The sequence below is a fragment of the Sporacetigenium mesophilum DSM 16796 genome, from assembly GCF_059569055.1.
Genome location: NZ_JCANUR010000006.1, coordinates 1 through 19,199, shown reverse-complemented (window position 1 = coordinate 19,199; position 19,199 = coordinate 1). Strand labels below are relative to the sequence as shown.

General features: G+C 29.6%; 23 protein-coding genes, 1 rRNA gene and 3 other annotated features. Of the genes, 4 read left to right on the top strand and 20 right to left on the bottom strand.

Translation table 11 applies throughout. The annotated features are described in order from the left end of the window. Positions 1-221 precede the first annotated feature (221 nt). Positions 222-728 carry a DUF6933 domain-containing protein gene (locus BS62_RS06835; RefSeq protein WP_496490513.1) on the bottom strand — a complete coding sequence of 169 codons (507 nt, stop codon included), beginning with the start codon at positions 726-728 and terminating at the stop codon, positions 222-224. Between the two features lie 244 nt (positions 729-972). Between BS62_RS06835 and BS62_RS06830 the strand changes: the two genes are divergently transcribed. After that, positions 973-1,386 (top strand): helix-turn-helix domain-containing protein, encoded by a 414-nt coding sequence (locus tag BS62_RS06830; protein WP_496490512.1) that lies wholly within the window; start codon positions 973-975, stop codon positions 1,384-1,386. A gap of 348 nt (positions 1,387-1,734) precedes the next feature. Here BS62_RS06830 and BS62_RS06825 read toward each other — a convergent pair whose 3' ends face one another. The 11 genes from BS62_RS06825 to BS62_RS06775 all read right to left on the bottom strand — a co-directional run bounded on the left by BS62_RS06825 (position 1,735) and on the right by BS62_RS06775 (position 9,888). Beyond that, a complete protein-coding gene (locus tag BS62_RS06825; protein ID WP_496490511.1) occupies positions 1,735-2,313 on the bottom strand; it encodes a hypothetical protein in 579 nt (192 codons plus the stop codon). 107 nt (positions 2,314-2,420) lie between these two features. Then, complete coding sequence (locus BS62_RS06820) at positions 2,421-3,689, bottom strand: peptidoglycan-binding protein (protein ID WP_496490510.1); 1,269 nt, start codon at positions 3,687-3,689, stop codon at positions 2,421-2,423. A 166-nt stretch (positions 3,690-3,855) separates the two neighbouring features. After that, positions 3,856-4,029, bottom strand: coding sequence for a DUF1540 domain-containing protein (locus tag BS62_RS06815; protein ID WP_496490509.1), 174 nt, complete (start codon positions 4,027-4,029; stop codon positions 3,856-3,858). Between the two features lie 129 nt (positions 4,030-4,158). Then, the gene (locus BS62_RS06810) at positions 4,159-4,503 is read right to left on the bottom strand and encodes a hypothetical protein (protein ID WP_496490508.1); all 345 of its coding nucleotides are present in this window, start codon (positions 4,501-4,503) and stop codon (positions 4,159-4,161) included. A 119-nt stretch (positions 4,504-4,622) separates the two neighbouring features. Then, positions 4,623-6,215 (bottom strand): YeeR family protein, encoded by a 1,593-nt coding sequence (locus tag BS62_RS06805; protein WP_496490507.1) that lies wholly within the window; start codon positions 6,213-6,215, stop codon positions 4,623-4,625. Positions 6,216-6,245: 30 nt separating this feature from the next. Further along, on the bottom strand, positions 6,246-6,614 hold the full coding sequence (locus BS62_RS06800; RefSeq protein WP_496490506.1) for an HIT family protein: 369 nt from the start codon (positions 6,612-6,614) through the stop codon (positions 6,246-6,248). A 175-nt stretch (positions 6,615-6,789) separates the two neighbouring features. Next, on the bottom strand, positions 6,790-7,008 hold the full coding sequence (locus BS62_RS06795; protein WP_496490505.1) for a hypothetical protein: 219 nt from the start codon (positions 7,006-7,008) through the stop codon (positions 6,790-6,792). 51 nt (positions 7,009-7,059) lie between these two features. Next, positions 7,060-7,265: a binding site (T-box leader), on the bottom strand. Between the two features lie 32 nt (positions 7,266-7,297). Beyond that, positions 7,298-7,516 carry a hypothetical protein gene (locus tag BS62_RS06790; protein WP_496490504.1) on the bottom strand — a complete coding sequence of 73 codons (219 nt, stop codon included), beginning with the start codon at positions 7,514-7,516 and terminating at the stop codon, positions 7,298-7,300. Between the two features lie 50 nt (positions 7,517-7,566). Then, positions 7,567-7,772, bottom strand: a binding site (T-box leader). A 40-nt stretch (positions 7,773-7,812) separates the two neighbouring features. Then, positions 7,813-8,027, bottom strand: a binding site (T-box leader). A gap of 85 nt (positions 8,028-8,112) precedes the next feature. Further along, positions 8,113-8,691: a hypothetical protein gene (locus tag BS62_RS06785; protein WP_496490503.1), complete on the bottom strand. Its 579-nt coding sequence runs from the start codon at positions 8,689-8,691 to the stop codon at positions 8,113-8,115. A gap of 82 nt (positions 8,692-8,773) precedes the next feature. Further along, positions 8,774-9,031 carry a Mor transcription activator family protein gene (locus tag BS62_RS06780; protein ID WP_496490502.1) on the bottom strand — a complete coding sequence of 86 codons (258 nt, stop codon included), beginning with the start codon at positions 9,029-9,031 and terminating at the stop codon, positions 8,774-8,776. Positions 9,032-9,048: 17 nt separating this feature from the next. Beyond that, positions 9,049-9,888 (bottom strand): DnaD domain protein, encoded by an 840-nt coding sequence (locus BS62_RS06775; RefSeq protein WP_496490501.1) that lies wholly within the window; start codon positions 9,886-9,888, stop codon positions 9,049-9,051. A 273-nt stretch (positions 9,889-10,161) separates the two neighbouring features. Here BS62_RS06775 and BS62_RS06770 point away from each other — a divergent pair, with 273 nt between their 5' ends. Together BS62_RS06770 and BS62_RS06765 are read left to right on the top strand one after the other, a co-directional pair. After that, on the top strand, positions 10,162-10,380 hold the full coding sequence (locus tag BS62_RS06770) for a DUF1659 domain-containing protein (protein ID WP_496490500.1): 219 nt from the start codon (positions 10,162-10,164) through the stop codon (positions 10,378-10,380). A gap of 32 nt (positions 10,381-10,412) precedes the next feature. Continuing rightward, positions 10,413-10,634, top strand: a complete 222-nt coding sequence (locus BS62_RS06765) for a DUF2922 domain-containing protein (protein ID WP_496490499.1) — start codon at positions 10,413-10,415, stop codon at positions 10,632-10,634. A 41-nt stretch (positions 10,635-10,675) separates the two neighbouring features. Here the strand turns inward: BS62_RS06765 and BS62_RS06760 are convergent, their stop codons facing one another. The 5 genes from BS62_RS06760 to BS62_RS06740 all read right to left on the bottom strand — a co-directional run bounded on the left by BS62_RS06760 (position 10,676) and on the right by BS62_RS06740 (position 15,504). Then, positions 10,676-11,479, bottom strand: coding sequence for an anti-sigma factor domain-containing protein (locus BS62_RS06760; protein ID WP_496490498.1), 804 nt, complete (start codon positions 11,477-11,479; stop codon positions 10,676-10,678). Between the two features lie 2 nt (positions 11,480-11,481). After that, positions 11,482-12,153: a sigma factor gene (locus tag BS62_RS06755; protein WP_496490497.1), complete on the bottom strand. Its 672-nt coding sequence runs from the start codon at positions 12,151-12,153 to the stop codon at positions 11,482-11,484. Between the two features lie 149 nt (positions 12,154-12,302). Then, a complete protein-coding gene (baiCD, locus tag BS62_RS06750; RefSeq protein WP_496490496.1) occupies positions 12,303-14,243 on the bottom strand; it encodes a bile acid Fe-S flavoenzyme BaiCD in 1,941 nt (646 codons plus the stop codon). A gap of 234 nt (positions 14,244-14,477) precedes the next feature. Further along, complete coding sequence (locus BS62_RS06745) at positions 14,478-15,062, bottom strand: TetR/AcrR family transcriptional regulator (RefSeq protein ID WP_496490495.1); 585 nt, start codon at positions 15,060-15,062, stop codon at positions 14,478-14,480. 58 nt (positions 15,063-15,120) lie between these two features. Next, positions 15,121-15,504 carry a winged helix-turn-helix transcriptional regulator gene (locus BS62_RS06740; RefSeq protein ID WP_496490494.1) on the bottom strand — a complete coding sequence of 128 codons (384 nt, stop codon included), beginning with the start codon at positions 15,502-15,504 and terminating at the stop codon, positions 15,121-15,123. 162 nt (positions 15,505-15,666) lie between these two features. Here BS62_RS06740 and BS62_RS06735 point away from each other — a divergent pair, with 162 nt between their 5' ends. Next, the gene (locus BS62_RS06735) at positions 15,667-16,194 is read left to right on the top strand and encodes a GNAT family N-acetyltransferase (RefSeq protein WP_496490493.1); all 528 of its coding nucleotides are present in this window, start codon (positions 15,667-15,669) and stop codon (positions 16,192-16,194) included. A 37-nt stretch (positions 16,195-16,231) separates the two neighbouring features. Here the strand turns inward: BS62_RS06735 and BS62_RS06730 are convergent, their stop codons facing one another. The 3 genes from BS62_RS06730 to rrf all read right to left on the bottom strand — a co-directional run. Further along, positions 16,232-18,115: a sensor histidine kinase gene (locus BS62_RS06730; RefSeq protein ID WP_496490492.1), complete on the bottom strand. Its 1,884-nt coding sequence runs from the start codon at positions 18,113-18,115 to the stop codon at positions 16,232-16,234. A 205-nt stretch (positions 18,116-18,320) separates the two neighbouring features. Continuing rightward, a complete protein-coding gene (locus BS62_RS06725; RefSeq protein WP_496490491.1) occupies positions 18,321-18,935 on the bottom strand; it encodes a class I SAM-dependent DNA methyltransferase in 615 nt (204 codons plus the stop codon). Between the two features lie 157 nt (positions 18,936-19,092). Further along, positions 19,093-19,199 (bottom strand): 5S ribosomal RNA (gene rrf, locus BS62_RS06720); the annotation flags it as partial.

Genomic DNA, 19,199 nt, shown 5'->3' with positions numbered 1-19,199 from the left:
AATAATTATAAGAGAGATATAATAATAAGGTTATATGTCCAATACTCAATTTGAGGACAGAATATATAACCTTTTTTATTCTTAATCAAATTCTATTTTAAATTTGTTAGCGTAATCATAGGATATTAGCTCATTATCTTTATTATCTAACCATACTAATATTATAGTAACAATAACCCCTGGGTCGTTAAACACGACCCCCTCTTTTTTAACAATACTTATTAGAATATTTCATTCATTTCTTTTTTTAGAAGATTTATTGGGTACGCATATCCTAGTGATCCACACATTAATTCTCCAGCCCATCTATTAAGTTCAACTAAGTTAATATTATCACTTGGTAAATATTCTTCTATTTCCCACGTTATAGAAATAAGAAACTCAGTTATTTGACTTAAAATACTTCGATTGTCTGTCTTTGTATAAACAACTTCGCCACAATTAGCAATATATTTATCTACCTGTTCCTTGGAGAAACCTTCTGCAAGGAATGTTTCTTCTATAGCAGATATAACAATGTTGTCAAATTTTTTGAAATGTTGTGCCTTTAGACCATACAAAATAATACAGTATCGAGTTTGGTTATTCATTAGAATAACTGCCTTCCGTCTATCAAACATAAACAAATTTGCATGCCATTCATAAAAAGGCTCACGTTCTATTGGAATAATTTCATTTGGTTTTATTTTCATTGCATCCGATAATTTTTTAGTACATTGTATAAACATAGCGAATATCTCCTTTTACTAAAACACTTGTATCAAGGGGTAACGAAACGTTACCCCTTGATTATGTAATTACTGGTTGATATATTCCGTAATCGTTTTGAGTACGGAATATAATAATTTAATTATAACATTATTTTCCTCTTTCTATTTACATTGAATATCTTATATGATATCATTGTATCGAACAGACGTTCGGGTATCATGCATAGAAATTAATTATTATTTAGAAAAGGGAGTACAGTTTATGAATTTTAAATTAACATTTAAAGATCTTATAGAAGAAAAAGGATTAAGTATAGAAGAATTGGCTATTGAATTAGGAATCCCTTATTCAACTTTATTAAAGTATGAATCTGGAGAAATTATTCCTGATAAAGAAACTTTAAAGAAGTTAGCAGATTTCTTTGACGTATCTGTTGATTATTTTTTAGGTAAAACTAATGTTAGAAAGGTTGATTATAGCTTGCTTTCTAGTGATGATGAAAAAGAAATAATAAATTTATTAGAAAAAACACGATATGAATTAGAAAACTCAGATAAATTTTTGTTTGATGGCCAGCATCTTTCTCAAGAGTCTATAGATTCTATAATTGAAGCTATGAAAATCAGTTTACCTATTGCAAAGATTAAACAAAAACAATCTTTAAATAACTTCTAATATAAACTTAGTAGTTTCAAAACTTATTTTATTACGCGATTTTACCGAACATACGTTTTGAAATTAAATGGTTCTAGAAAAGTTAAAAAGAAAGTAAATTAACAAATTTTATTTACATAACTTTAAATTATGGTAACATGCCCCCTAGGTCACTGCCAGTGACCTAGGGGTACTATTTATTACAATATATTGTTATTGACCTTAGATACTTTCCCCCCCCGTAACAAAACGTGACGGGGGGGAATCTATATTCAGTACTCGTTTTGAGTACACACTATATCTTACTTACATAACCTTAATTATGTTAATATAACCACTACTGAACGAAACGTTAGGTAGTGAAAATTCTTACCCAAAAGCCTTCCCGGTAACTTCTTCAATTAAACTACAAAACATATCCCATGTTCTTGGATAATTATTACTTCCAGACTTATGAATTACCTTGCCATCACTTTTTATATCTATACTCCATTGAGTACCATCACAAACACCAGGATCTTCGTAATTTCTTTTCCACCCTAGTAATTTTATAATTTTTAGATTCTCAATTATATATTTATGCTTATCTAAATCAATAGCTTTTTTAACTGAGTCTTCAATTTCTTCTAGATTTACTTTCTTAATCCATATTAACTTTTTATTTTCAAAATCTAGTTCAACTTCATAATTTGGACCAGAATATCCACCTACATATGCTTTTACATTTGAAATACTATTATAAGCATTATAAATAACCTCGTTTTTATTCCACTCATAACTACAATCTTTGCAAAAATACTGTGGCGCAGCTTCCATAATACAGCACCCACCAAGGACTACTTTTCCTTTGTGGGCTTTTTCATATAGTTCATAACTTGGCATTCCATATACTATCTTTGCTGAATTCTTTGATCCACAGCTTGGACATTTCTTATATACTAGACCCATATAATACCCCCCTTAAACTTAAATGTTCGTACCTCTATGTAAATTATATAATATATTAATTAATAAAGCCTCTCCTAATTCATACTTAGGTGAGGCTCTATTATATTTTAAAGTGCTGCTATTTTAGTTACAGCTGTATATATATGAGATATTTCATACCATGTTTTAAAGTCTACTACTCCAGTTTGTGGTAATCCAAATATCTTTTGGAATTCTCTAACCGATGCTTGTGTTGCAGGACCATAAATGCCATCTACTCTTAATCTTGGTATTGCAGAATAAACATTTGCTATAGCGTTTAACTGACCTTGAATAGTTCTTACAGGTGTACCGCTAGACCATAATGTAAGGGGATAACCTGGATAAGAAATTGGAACACCAGTTACTACTTGCGCTTTTTCCAATGTTATATCGTTTCCATAAAAAGCTTTCAATATTTGTTCATAGGTTCTTCCTTGATCTCCTAGAGCTTTACTACCCCACTGAGTCATTTGACCTGGACATTGGACCCTGTCACCATCACAATATTGAGCTAAAAGAGGCTGTCTAGCAGTTGGAGGTCTTTTTATAAAAGTATTAAATATCTCATCAACAACTACATTTATAGGATTAAATGTATTTCTTCCATATATGAATTTATGATCATAATTTGTAGTCGATGTTATAGTAAAATCATATCCTTGATTTCTATACCACTCTGTAAATACCCTATTTAAAGTAAATGATATTATTGCTATTACATTTGCGTATATAGTTGCTGTTGGCCAAGTTGAATATATCTCAGATGATGCTACATTTTTTATATAATCCTTATAAAACATCCAATAATTTTTAGCTGATGTATCTGTAGGAAGTCCATCATGAACAATTATAAATTCAGGAACTACAGGGTTATCTAAAACTACAAATCCTGTTGGTGGTGGAAGAGGTTTCAAATCAGATTCAGGTATTTTAGGTGGATAAGTTGCATATAGTGTATGATCATCTATAAGAAGAATCTCTTCATTTTGACGTTTATAAAGAAGTGGACTTCTTTGTCTTCGTTCTAATGCAACAGGTTGCCTTCCTTCAACAACAGGTAAAACTTGACATCCATTTATCATAACTGTTTCATAACCATCTTTTTTTACTTCTACAATATATCTACTATAAGGTCTTACATCAGAAGGTTGCTGTGAGTATATTAAATCTGGCGCAGGTAAAGTTAATCTAGTAACTTGACCTGATATATCAGTTGGTAAATTTTCATATACAACAGCAGAGGTAGTAGTACCTGTTGCTTCATCAGGTATACTATATATACTGACTAATGCATCTACAATAGGTCTGTTTGTCACTCTCTCAACAACAGATACAGTTAAAAAACCATCTTGCATAATTTACACAATCCTTTCTTATATATTTTTAATGTAAATTTGTTACATATTTTATAATATGTTTTAAAAGGTATAGTGTGTTTTTCTTTCAATTTTTTATATGATCTTCTATAAAAACAAAAAAATAAAAGTTGCTAAGAAAAATCTTAGCAACTTTTAATCTGTATTATCTTAGAGAATTTTTTGGTTCATAACTTCCACAGTCTGAACCTTTAACTTCTTTAGTTTTATTTTCATGTGTAACTACTTTTATATTATTTAATGTACAATAATCTTTGTTGTCATCATGGAATTTACATTGTGATACAGTACATCCTATACTTTTGTTTATATTATGCATAATTAATACCTCCCATTAATTTTAAAGTAACCTTTCGGTCTAAATATATTATGTGTATTAACTATGAAAAATATATAATAGTCTGTTGTATTAAAATAAACCATTTTTGTTAAAATATTTTTTAAAATTTTAAAAATTAATTATAAAATGACCTTCATCTGATAGTTCACATTTTTTCACATCTACTTGAACATATCTTTCGTTACATAAGTTGTTTTTTATATATAGCTCCACTTCATATCCATTAAAAACTCTTTCTTTTACTTTTTTTGCCCAATCTCTATCTTCCACATCGGCACAAAGTATAGCCAATCCATTTTTCCAATCTATTATATTTACTTTTCTACCTTCTATAGTTAAGTCTTCGTCTATCATAAACGCAAGTCTTTTTTCATCGTCAAAAGGCTTATACCAACCTTTATATGTATCTACTCCAGTAATATCTTTTTTCAATAAATTTTTATTATCTATCATACTATTCACCCTTTTTAATTTATATATATATGTTTTAGAAGTGCTATTTATGTATGAATACACAAAATACCCCCCAGGTAACTAGCGGTGACCTGGGGGTAGGGTATACTCTTTAATTCTTATGCCATAGCCATCTCTTCAGATATTTCCTCAAGAACCTCTCTCAATCCTCTAACCATTTCTTCTTGAGTAGGCAATTGTATTTTTTCACGTTTTTTGACTTCTCTTTCAATATTGTCTATTAATAATTCATGTGCAAATTCTTTTCTATTAGAACTAGCAAACATATCTTTGAGAGTTGAACCATTTAAAACATCTTTTAGATTATCAACAATATTCTCTGCTTCTTCTTGATTCAATAAGTAATCTTCTGCCATTTGAGTAAATACATTTTCAATAATACGTACCATCTCATCTGCATCATCTTCAATCAACCCACTTAAAACCTTATTTGAAACTTTACCTGCAGCACTACCTCCTGCAAATGATCCTAATAAACCTCCAACAACTCCTCCAACTGCTGTACCTACTACAGGTATAAAAGAGCCTATTGCCGCCCCAGCAGTAGCTCCTCCTACCCATCCGGCAGTACCTCCAGCTACAGTAGATGCTGTATTTGCAACATTTTTAAATAATTGTGCTCCTGAAATTCTTCCTCTAAAAATATTTACTACATCTACAGATGATAAAACAACAACTGAAACTGCTCCAGTTATAGCATTTCCTCTTAATAGTTTAGCCGCACTTTTCATAGCAGCTGCTCCATATATATTAGTACCACTTCTAAAAGCATTTACTAACATAGCTGAGGCTTTTGGTCCCATAATCCTAACTATTGCCTCTGAACTACCTATTAACGCACTATTAAGTCCAGCTCTTGATAATTGACTTGATAAAACAGCTGTAATAAATGTAGTTCCACCAACTTTTAATCCAGAATACACTGATGACTTTAGGGCAACATCAAAGTCATCACCATTCCAAATAGATGTAGCAAAAGTTAAAGCTGTACTTATTCCTAAGGCAGTTGTAGCTATAATTGCTCCATTTTTTGCATCAAACTTTATTGAATCAACAGTACCGAACTTTGCTATATTTTTTGCCTGTTCATATGTATAATGGCCTTTTCTTACAATGTTTTTTGCCTCACTTGGATCAGTAACACCAGGAACTTGACCATTTTTTATCCTATTTTCCATTGCACGAACAGCAGATTCATATTTATCCGATGGAACCTCTATTTGCATTGGGGTATTATCCTTAGTCCAATATCTAAATCCATTTTCATCAAAACATTCAGATATACATTTTGAACCTGAAGCACAGTATTTTGATTGAATTTCCACACCGTTTACAATCCTATCAGCTCCATTTAGCTTGTTGTCACTTCCTGCACCTGGAGTAATTTTTTGACCTGATAATTTGTCATGTAAGTCATTTGCCATTTCTGCTGCAAAACCATGGCCTCTTGGAGTATTAAATTTATCCATACCATAAAGTGTACTTGCATTACTTACATTTCCATATACAACTCCAGCAGCGCCGGCACCAGTTATAGTAATAATTCCTAAATCTATTTTATTTTTTATATCAATAAATGTCTTTTCAATATCTTTTTCATTTTCTTCATAATATTTAATTGCCATTTTTTCATTAAGGCCTGTCTTCTTTTTAATTTCATTAATACATTGTTTGTCGTAATCATTTAGCATAATATTATTCTCCCCAAACTAATAAATAATTTAGTACTTCATCTTATCAGGTACTGCTCCTCTTATTCCACCTCTAGGATCTTCTACATCTCTATTGTATCTAGGGATCAAATGAACATGTAAATGCATAACAGTTTGTCCACCAGCTTCTCCTATATTTATCCCTACATTATATCCATCTGGTGAATATTCCTTTTCAAGTAATTCTTTACATTTATCTACTAAATCATATATAGCTAACTTTTCTTCTTTTGTAGCGTCAAAATATCCACTAACATGTCTTTTAGATATAATAAGCAAGTGCCCTTTACTTACTGGAAACTTGTCGTATATGGCATAAGCTAATTCATTTTCTAAAACATAGTTATCTATATTGCAAAATATACAATTCTTGTCCATAATATCACCTCTTTAATTATTCTTCTTCCTTTTTATATTTTATCAGAAACCAACAATTCAGGAGTTGTTTTTCTTTTTCTTGTACTCGTTTTGAGGACGATACGTTATACGAGTCGTTATACGATACGTAGTAACAAAAGAAAAAACAGCCTATTGGCTGCTTTAATTTTTCTTATTAGAATAATTCCATATTGAAATTGCTATCATTGAATAAAGGTACAAATCCAAATTCTTTAAGTAATGCTGCTTCTGTTATAACCCAAGTATCACCAAATCTTTTTACATCTATATTGTTAACAAACCTTTCACCTATACCTTTTATTAAATAATCTTGATCTACATCGTACATATTAGCTACATTTGCTAAAGTATATAATCCTTTGAAAGAACCCATAGTATTACCTCCTCTATTATTGTATTAAAAAAAGACCCTAGTACCCCTATAAAAAGGGACGAAAGTCTATATCCGCGTTGCCACCCTAATTGGTTATATAATATAACCCTCTCAGACCTGTAACGTAGGTTTACGTCTAATCTTATTTCGATTAGAAGCTCTGGAATAGATTCGAAAATCATTGCAATGAGTTCTCACCAACCACTCACTCTCTGAATACAAACTTATTTTCTACTAGTTTCCTTCTTAGCTTTTTGACTATTTTTTTGTATATGTTTTAAATCTTATATTAAAATAATTCCATATTGAAATTGCTATCATTAAATAAAGGTACAAATCCAAATTCTTTAAGTAGCGCTGCTTCTGTTATAACCCAAGTATCACCAAATCTTTTTACATCAATGTTGTTAACAAATCTTTGTCCTATACCTTCTATTAAATGCTCTTGATTTACATCGTACATATTAGCTACATTTGCAAAAGTATATAATCCTTTGAAAGAACCCATAATGCCACCTCCTATTTTTGTGTATAAAAAAAGACCTTCGTATCCCTATAAAAAGGGACGAAAGTCTATATCCGCGTTGCCACCCTAATTGGTTATAAAATATAACCCTCTCAGACCTGTAACGTAGGTTTACGTCTAATCTTATTTGGATTAGAAGCTCCGGAATAGATTCAAAAACCATTGTAATGAGTTCTCACCAACCACTCACTCTCTGAATACAAACTTATTTTCTACTAGTTTCCATCTTAGCTTTTTGGCTATTTTTTTGTATAAAAAAAGACCTTCGTACCCCTGTATAAAGGGACGAAAGTCATTATCCGCGTTGCCACCCTAATTGGTTATATAAAATATAACCCTCTTAGACCTGTAACGTAGGTATACGTCTAATCTTACTGTTAGTTCCGATTAGAAGCTCCGGAATGGATTCGAAAATCTTTGCAATGAGTTCTCACCAACCACTCACTCTCTGAATACAAACTTATTTTCTACTAGTTTCCTTCTTAGCTTTTAGCTTTTTAACTTATAAAGATTATATTATATCTCCTAAATATATGCAAGCACTTTTTATAATTTCCTATTAATTCCAATTTAGGAATCTATAAATAATCTTCTGGATTAGATAACAATTCATCTAAGTCACTTATAAACTTAATAGCTAAATCTGATTCTTTATTTGCTTTTATAGGTGCTTCAAAGTATGGTATATCTATTCCATTTTCTTTTAACATATCGTCTAATACAGCTGTCATTACCCCATATACTCCTGGTACTTGCGGTGAGCTTGTATCTTCTACCATAGATTCTGTTTCATACTTATTAGTTTTGTGTTTGCCCCAACTAATACTACAAGTAGGACTTCCTTGAATACCTATGAAGCATAAAGGTGTATTGCTATTATTTCTAAGTTCACAAACCATATCTACATAATTTGTTAACTCTGATCTACAGTGTTTTTTAAAAAATATATTATCATACTGATCTCTACCTTGTGGATTTCTCCAATATCCCATAGCTGTAAACTCTGGGCAAGGTAATTGTATAATAGAAATACTTTTGTCTAAAAAATATTCACTAACCATTTTGGAAATATCAAATCTTTTTCCCAACAAATGAACCCTAGTTGATGGATTGAGTAAACAGTGGGAAACAAGGACAAAATATCTTTTTTTGGACATATAATTTACTCCTTAATCTAAATGATCTTAACAAATATATTATTTGTTGCAAACAAAATATATATCCTATGGAAAATACTCTTTATATATGTGCAATTATTTTTCTAACTTGTACCTCAGTTATATTGTGTTTTCTAGCTAATTCTTTATAATTTCCTCCATCAAAGCTTTCTTTAATGACTCTATTTCTAACAGGTTTTAATATAGATTTCATAGTTGGAATATACACAGAACTTCCTCCACATAACTCACACAACTTTATAAAAGTATCCATTCCTATTTCATCAGCAATATCATAAAAAGAATCTGGTAAATCTTCTATTTTTAAATACTCTATCATCTCAATTCCCCCTTAATTTAGCTCCATTTAAATTCTTGTTTTTGCATAATAATATTTTCTAATTCTTCTTCTGTATATTTATTAAAAGTCTCTTTAAAGTTGTGAAACTTTGTTTTACTATTATTCTTAGACATATTTTCATTACATTTTAAACCATCTATATCTCTTATGTTTTGATTTATCCAGTTTCTTATTATTCCCGTTAAATACCCTAAGGTACAATTATTTTTACTTACACATATATCTATAGCTTTTTTAAATAACTCAACATCTATATCTTTAGATACTTCTATAATCCAATTTTTTGTAAACTTATTTACTACACCTAAATTGTTTTCATATAACTTAGTCATAGTTGTTATTTTTTCTTTTTCAGTTTCCCTATATGTATGTATGTTTTTATTATAAATGTTATTATTATTATTGTTTTTATTAGTACTGTTATTATTAGTGCCTACGTTATCTACGGATAGATAATCTACCGGTGGGTTATCTACCCGTAGGTTATCCACCGGTAGATTTTGACCTGATGGATAGTCAGCTTTTATATATTGATTTATTGTATATATGTTATGTATAAATACACCTTTATTATCTCTTTTCTTATCTACAGTTATATATCCAAATTCCTTCAAAGATTTAATATGACCCTGGAATCTCTTTTCACTTATCCCTAAATGACTTGTTATTGCTTTTATACTTGGATATGCCTGATTTAGCCCTCCCCCACAATAAGAAGACAAATATGCATATATTGCCTTTGACTCTATTGTAAGTCTATTATCTTGCATTACTAGCTTTGGAATTATTCCATATCCCTTACTTTGAACATCTCCTTCATGTACTACCATTTCCATGAATTACTCCCCCTTATGATCATTTAGCAACTTTTTCGAACGTATGTTCTGTTTTAATTTACTCTCATTATAATTTTGTTATATAACATTGTCAACATTATTTCCCATATTTATCCTTTTTATATTACAATAGAACAACTCTAATTTTATATTTATTTATTAAAATGGTCATTTAAAGTAATTTACTAAAATAATTTCTAAAACTTCTTTTCTGTTTGGCTAATTTAATACCTTATATAATTAAATTAACCTAAAGGAAAGGAGGTAGATAATATGGCAGTAGAAATAAATAATCTTTCGTCATTAAAGATAAAGTTATCTTTGGGACTTGATGGAGATGGTAAGGCAATAACTAGATCTAAAACATTTGGTGCCTTAAAACATGATGCATTAGCTGATGATGTTTTGGCTGTTGCAGATGCATTTGTTGGTCTTCAACCACATGATTTAATGGATGTTTTAAAAGTAGATAACACATCTATAAGTGCTTAGTAGTTTAAAAATATAGGAAAGGAGGTAGTTTTATGGTAAAAACTAGGTTGGTTATGACTTTTGTAGATGCACTAGGTCAAAATATATCTATGTCAATAGATGATCCTAGGGCTGATATATCACAAGGTGAAATAACTTCTGCTATGAACTTAATAGTTGAGAAGAATGTTTTTAAGCCCAAAGGGGCTGATTTAGTAGGAATTGTAGACGCTAAAGTAATAGCTACTGATACTACTGAATTTGAATTAGCATAGTAAAAAGCCCTTTTTCAAGGGCTTTTTTAAGTTTAAATTAGTTAATTATTCTTTTTATCATTCTTTTTATTTTCTTTATTTTCCTTATTAGAATTATTATTTGCATTTTTATTAGCAGATTCATTTTTTAAATTGTTCTTAGCATTAGATTCAGCATTCTCATTTTTATTATTTTTATTAACGTTTTCTACCTTATTCTCATTTGAGGCCTTATTAGCATTATTGATTTTTACTGCATTTTCTTCATCCACTTTTGTTGTTTCACTTTTAGAATTTGCATTATTATTTACTTTAACGTCTTTATCTTCTTTGACTTTTTTATCTATAGTATAATCTATACTTTCTTTTTGCATATTTTCTTCAAATTTTTCTATATCTAATTTGCTTTCAACCTTAGTGTTAGTTTTTATTTCTATGAATACATTATTATTAGTCCCTTTTGATGATTCAACTATTTGAGTAAGACCATCGTTTATATCTTTGTGTTTTAATTTTAAAGATTTTACTTTATTATCTGATTCCTTTTTAATGGTAGATACATTTATTATTTTATTAAACTTATTAATTTGAATTTTTGTACCAATATCATTAATTTTAACAACTAGTGAATTTACAGGTTTATAGTAAGCATATGAACTACCTGCTAAGGCAACACATAAAAATACTGAAGCTGCAGAAACAAAGTATTTAATGTTGTTGTTTTTTTTATAAACTTGTCCAGTATATATTTCCCCTACCCCAGGACCATTACTACTTATTAAAACTTTCTCAAATTCACCACTTGGCGTCATTATACATGCTCTCTTGCCTTTAACTTCCATAACTATACCAGTTTTAGTTTGCATATTTACACCTCGCTTTCTAATTTTATATTTAAATATGATTTAATATAGTTGTAGTTTTCATTAGATAAAATAATTATTAAAGCCAATATATATCGTCTCCATTTTTCTATATATTTTCTGTTCTTCCCAGTTAAGATGATTATTTCTTTTACAGGTAACCTCTTTTTATCTTTAATACTCTTTATAATTAAGTTATTTGTAATACATTTAGAAACCATTTTCAAAATTTCATCCCTAGTATCTCTGTGAGATGGTGATGAGTCTACAAGATCTTTAAAAGTAAGTTGGTATGTTAAAAGTTCATCTGTTAACATTGCAATTTCTTCTTTTCTTAATTTATTTTCCATCTGCTTTTCATATTCACTCAAAGACAACTTACTATCTATATAATCATGCTCGTTGGCATCGTCATTTTCAAAAACTAAATAATCATTATGTTTTTCTTTTCTAAAAAAATCTATAAGAGCATTTCTTATAACAACTTTTGCATATGAAAAGAAATTTCCTTTATCTTTGTTGTAATGTTCATAAGCTGAGTTAAATGCTATAAGAGCAATACTTAATTCATCGTCATTTTCCCAGTTCAATCTTTTTTTGCATACACCACTTGCTGTATTCTGGACGAATGCCTTATTTTCTACTATAAATTCATCTCTGTCTTTATTAATTAGCATAGTAATTAAGACACCACCTTCCTTCAGTTTATATATACGTATATAATAAAGTTTTTTAGAGGATAAGTGTATAGGAAATATATAACTATTTAAAAAAGGTCTTACTTTATACAAAAGTAAGACCTTTTTGGATTACAATCAATTAAACATTATATTTTTCTTGCTATTTCATTTGCTTCATATACAGCATTAAGTGCTCTACGTGCACGAACTGCATCACCTACAACGTGACATGTCACTGAATTTTCATTACAATATGAGCTTAAATCATCAAAATTTCTTGATTTTGCCCCAATAGCTACAACCACTAAATCACATGGAATTTCTTCTATATTACCATTTATTTCAACAACAACAGCATCTTCTTTAATTTCAACACATTTAGCATTTGTAACTGTTTTTATACCAAATTCATGTAGGTTTTCCATAACACAAATATTACGTAACTGTCCTAAATCCTTTGCTACTTTATCATTCATTTCAACTACAGTAATTTCACCTACTTTTCCATGAAGGTATTCAGCAACTTCAAGTCCAACAAGACCTCCACCAATAACTACTACATCTCCATTAACATTTACCTTGCCTGAAAGTACATCATGAGAATTAGTTACATTATCTAAACTTCCACCTGGAATATTTAGATTCATAGGAGCAGAACCTATAGCTATAATAACCTCATCTGGCTTTATTTCTTCAATAAGCTCTTTAGTAACATGTGTATTAAATCTAACTTCAATACCTTCTCTTATAGCTTGTTCGCCCATAGCAAGGGCAGCTTCTCTCATTTCTTCTTTTCTAGGAGCTGCACCTGCAAGTGCAAATTGACCTCCAAGAGAATCTGATGCTTCACATATTATTGGATTGTGTCCTCTTTCTTTTAAAACCATTGCTGCTTCAAGTCCTGCAATTCCTCCACCTGCTATTAAAACAGTTTTAGGAGAATTAGTTTTTGTAAGTTTATATTCTGCTTCTCTTCCTAAAGCTGGATTTCTCATACAACTTATAAATGGTGCTTCATCATCTACAAAGTAATCATAACAGCCTTGGTTACAACCAACACATCTAACTATACTGTATTCTCTTCCATCTCTAGCCTTATTACAAAACTCTGGGTCTGCAAGTTGAGCTCGACCCATTACAACCATATCAGCCTTATCACTTTCTATAATTTCATCAGCTTGAGATGGATCGTTTATTCTTCCTACTGCAATAGTAATCATCCCTGTTTCTTTTCTTATTCTTGTAGCATTATGAACATTAAATCCTCTTGGTAAATCAATTGGCGGAACTTCATATTTTATTGCTGCAGTTGAGAAGTTTCCACGAGATACATCTAAAACGTCAACTCCAGCTTCTTTAGCCATTTTACAAAACTCTATAACCTCTTCTATAGTTAAACCACCTTCTAAATAATCGTCCTGTGCATCAAGACGCATAAATAAAGGCATATCCTCTGGTATATTTTTGCGAATAGCTTCTATACATTCTATTAAAAATCTTGCACGGTTTTTTAAACCTCCACCGTACTCATCTGTTCTCTTATTAAAAGCTGGACTTAAAAATACATGTGGAGCATAGTTATGACCTGCATGGAATTCTATAGCATCAAAACCAGCTTCAACTGCTCTTTTAGCACCATCCCCAAAGGCATTAACACATTCTTTAATTGTTTCTAAGCTTGCACCTGGTATCTTATAATCACTTCCTGGAATATCTACATCACTTGGTATAACTATCATTTGTGTTGGATCACCATGAATTGCAGCCATTCCACCAAGCCAAAGCTGAACACCAGCTTTTCCACCTGCTTCATGTATAGAATCTGTTAGTTTTTTAAGCCCTAGAATATACTTATCATCACAAATAGCTAAGAATTTTCTAGGTGAAGCTGGCGCATAAACTGAACATACTTCTGTAAAGTTAAGTCCACATCCACCTAAAGCCCTAGCTACATGGTAATCAATAACTTGTTGAGTAACAAATTTATCTTCACTCCCCATTTTAGTTCCCATAGCTGGAAAAACTACTCTATTTTTTAACTCTAAACCTCTAATTTTTATAGGGCTAAAAAGATTGTTGTACTTCATAACATAACCTCCCAAATATTTTATATTGATATAGCTACTTTTTTAACATCTGTTTTTTGCAAAATTAGGTAAAACTTACTTAGGTAACCGTTTTCACAATTACTCTTTAGATATATCTATGGATTAATTATAGAATATTTAACAAACTTAATCAATATGTTTAAAACAAATTGTTTTAATTTTTATTTACTTTAAGTGCAATAAAAAAAGACTATTAAATCAAATAGTCTTTTTTTACATATTCTTTAACATTTTTATTAGATTTTTGATATATTTTATTCTGCCTTCTTTAGTATTTATAATAGTTTCATCAAAATCTATTACATCATTATTTTCTATTGGATATATGATAGAAGACATAAAAATCATCTTTTTATATTTACAGCTAAGTTTATCACCTTTTGTAACATTGAATAATGTTTTATCCATTTTCTCATGCATTTCCCTAGATACATTTATTATCTTATTAGAAATCTCGTCCACGTCTTTTAAGCTTGCTGCATCCCTTAACAATACAGTTATTCCAGGAAATCTTAAAATATATTCCATTATTTCATTGGCAAATAAAACAAGTCTTTCTTCTTCACTGTGTTCTTCGTCATCTAGTATGGATGAGATTGTAACTGTATTAGTAATATAAAACTCCTTTACTTGTCTTAACATTTCTTCTTTTGTTCTAAAATAATAATTAATGGCACTTACATTTACATTTGCTTCCTTTGCTATAGCTCTTATTGAAACATCACTTGATCTATTTGTACCTATTAAATACAGTGCTCTATCTAAAATCTTCTCTTCTACACTTTTTAAATCTCGCATTTTTTAAAACTCCTCTTTTTAATACTATATTCCAATTATAGCCTATTTCTTTGTTTATTTAAACAATATCAACAATATCATCTGTATTCTCTTCCTCTATAATATCTATTTGCCTACTTTTCATACCCTTACCCCATCTTGCCAATGACTCAAGTGCTGGTATTAAGTCTTCACCAGCTTCAGACAATGAGTATTCTACCCTTGGTGGAATCTCCATGTACTGCTTGCGATTAACAAGTCCATACATTTCCATTTCCTTTAAACATTGAGATAACATCATGTTAGTTATTCCATCAACTTTTCTCTTCAATTCGTTATAACGTAGAGTATCATTTTTATGCAAAGCCCATATAATAGGAAGCCTCCACTTACCTCCTATTAAGTCTAAGGCATATGTTAATGGACAATTACTTATATTATTTTCCCTATCTTTATTATTCATTTAATAACTCCTTTAGTCAGTTTTTTCTTACTTAGTCATTTAATACTGCATACTTGTAGAATATTTATCATGTATTATAATTATATCATAGTTAATCAACCTATTTTAATGTAGCCTAGATTTTAGGACTACATAATAATATTAATAAAAGGGGAGAAATTTATGAAAATAACATATGAAGTTATACCTAATGATAAAATTGAATACTGTAGAGATTTATGTAATGAACTAATGGTATTTCAAAAGTCAGTAGCAACAGTTACACCAGAGTTGTTTGATCCAATGAGTTTTGATACAAGAATGGTTCCTTCTGTAAAAAGCGCACTACACAATTATATTGTAGTTGTTAGAGATGATAATAAACCAGTTGGTTATGTATATTCTAACGTGTCTCCAAAGGAAACATATTCTAGTGACTTTGCAACTTTCTTTGATCTTTCTACTGTTAAAAATGATAATGTAGGTTGTTTATCACAGTTTTATATTAAAGAAGAATACAGACAAATGGGAATTGGCTCAGTATTATTTGATATGTCCATGAAATGGTTAAAGGAATTTGATGATATTGATGATTATTTTGTATTTGTTTCTAATGGAAATACTAACGCTTTGGAATTTTATAAATCAAAGGGATTTGTCGTTAGCCATGATATATTAGACGGTTTTATAACTGTATTAAGAGATAAATAAAAGCCCTTAATTTAAGGGCTTTTAGATTTTAAAGCTATTATTCATATATATCCGAAAACTCAATGTGAATTTTTTCTACATTAGTTTGTTGCGAAAAGTCATTTATTATATTTTTATCTTCTTCATCAATAGTTCTTATAGGCAGTTCAATAATAAACTCTGTTCCTTTTCCATATTCACTGTTAACAGAGATTTTACCACCATGCATTTCAATTAAAGATTTTGTAAGAGATAGGCCTATTCCACTTCCCTCATGTCTTCTACTTAGCAAATGATCAACTTGTCTAAATCTTTCAAATATCATTTCCTGTTGATCTTTTTGAATACCTATACCAGTGTCTTCTACAGAAATTGTAATATTGTCTACACCATCATAAATATTAACCTTTATTTCATCATTAGGTTTTGTGAATTTAACAGCATTTGAAATAAGATTTAGGATGATTCTCTCCATTTTCTCTGGATCAAAAGCCATAATTTTTTCTTCTACATCAGTATCAAATATAATTGTTCTAGACTTATTTTCTGCATATTCAACAGTTGATAAAGTTATATTCTCAACAACCTCTACAATGTTCTTATTTTGCAAATTAATTTCTCCAAATCCAGAATCTATTTTAGTAATATCAATTAAGTTATCAACTAATCTTAATAGCCTATAACAATTTTGCTTCATAGTACTTATATGTTTATTAATCTTTGTAATTTCTAATTTTTCATTATCATTTTTAATATATAAAGGTAACAATTGTATTGTAGAAAAAATCATATTTAACGGTGTTTTTAACTCATGGGATATATTAGAGAAAAACTCAGTTTTTAGCCTGTCGTATTCAATAGTTTCTTCTAATAATCTTTTATTTTCTTCTAATAATCTTTTATTTTCTTTTATTAATTTATTAAAACTTGTGGCAAGTACACCTATTTCATCGTCACTTGTTATGTCGCATTGAACAGATAAATCTCCTTTAGTAGCCATTTCCATCTTTCTTTTTAGGTTATTAATAGGCTTAACTAAATTATCAGTACCATAATTTAATAATATTAGAATTAAAACTAGAATAGCGGTTCCCATTAATAACATAAAATTTCTTAACATTACTATACTCTTAGTTTCCTCATCATAATTAGCACTCATTGCTACAGACCATTCTGTAGACTCTATTGGCATATATGAAGCTATTTTTTCTACACCCTTATGTTCATAATATCCTATTCCTGATTCACCACTTATCATTTGCTTACCTAGTTTAACTACATCTTTATTTTTATCATTTAATAGATTAAATTTATATATATAGTCCTTATCTGGATGAGCCACAACTATACCCTCTTTGTTAAGCATATATGCATAACCGTCATTTCCAATTCTTTCATCATTAATTATATCTGTAATAACAGATAAGTTTACATCTAGCCCAACCAAACCTATAATTTCTCCATTGTCATCTTTAATAGGCGCTGAGACAACAATAACATAATTTCCAGTATCTTTTGATATTAAAGGTTTTGAAATAACTGTATTTCCAGTATTTATAACTTCATGGAAATAATCTCTATCTGAAATATTGCCTTTATCTCCATCAATTGATAAGTAATTACCTTCTTTATCTATAATAGCTAAAAACTCGTACTCTTTATTATACATTTTTCTATTACTAGCTATATATTCTTTAAATCCTTCATGATCCATATTCTTTGCTATATCCAATGAAGCAAACATGTTAACTACTGACTTCCATTTTGCTATTTTATATTCAACTTTAGTTACTAATTTTTCAGCCTTACTTTGAGCTAACAACTCAACATAATTAATTATTATCTCCTTAGATTTATAGTATGCAACAAGAGACAACATTAAAGTACCTATTGTAAATAATAAAACTATAGGTATCATTATCTTTTTCTTTAAACTTCTCATATGTTTATTCCTTTCTTAACATATAAAGTATACTATTTATATGTTTCCATAACATATATAAATTAGATAAAAAGAGACAAATTCCTCTATTTTTATACAAAAAATTTTTTTGCAAATCCAATAACTAAAGGTCCAGTTAAGAGAATCAAAATCATCTTTACTGGACCTTTACTTTATAATATTAAACTACTATGTATTATCTATATTATTTTCTTACTATCATAAGAAACAAAGAAAATTTAACTTTTAAATTTTCAACAACCTTAACATCGCTATAGAAAATATGTGATTTTACATCTTTAAACCCAATTTCCTCTAACATATCTTTCAACACTTCTTGGTTAAAGCCATGATGACCACTAAAACCTTCTTCAGATCTATGAAAACTTCCATTATCTTCAACTAATTCAGCAATACAGAAATATCCATTATCCTTAAGCATTTTATATAAGTTTTCTAATGTTGGTCTTACGTCTACAATATGGTGCAATGCCATTGAAGTATATATTACATCATATTTGTCACCTATTACTTCAGCATTTTTATTTATATCAGTTAAAATAGGTGTCATGTTATTTACTTTAGAATCTCTGATTTTTGAATTAAGGACTTCCATCATATTTTCTGATACATCTATTAATGTAATATGCTTAAATTTGTCTTTTAGGTTAAAACTTACAAGGCCTGTTCCACAACCAAATTCCAAGGCACTATATTGTTCTTCTATATTTATCGACTTAGTTATTTCATCAGCAACCATTTTTGCTCTTTTTATTCTTGTTTCATTATCCCAGTTAGCAGCTTTAGCATTAAAATCCATTTGTATTCCTCCAATATATTATTATTTAGATAGTATATACTAAGATTAATTGCCCTAATACTAGTTTAACCTAAATTTATTTTTATGTAAAATTTAAAAACAGGATTTCTACAATTAGTAGGAACCCTGTTTTTATTGTTATTAACTAAAAAAGATTACGTGGCTACGTCCTACTCTCCCAGGCAGCTTCCCACCAAGTACCATCGGCGCTAAGGAGCTTAACTTCTGTGTTCGGAATGGGAACAGGTGTATCCTCCTTGCTAT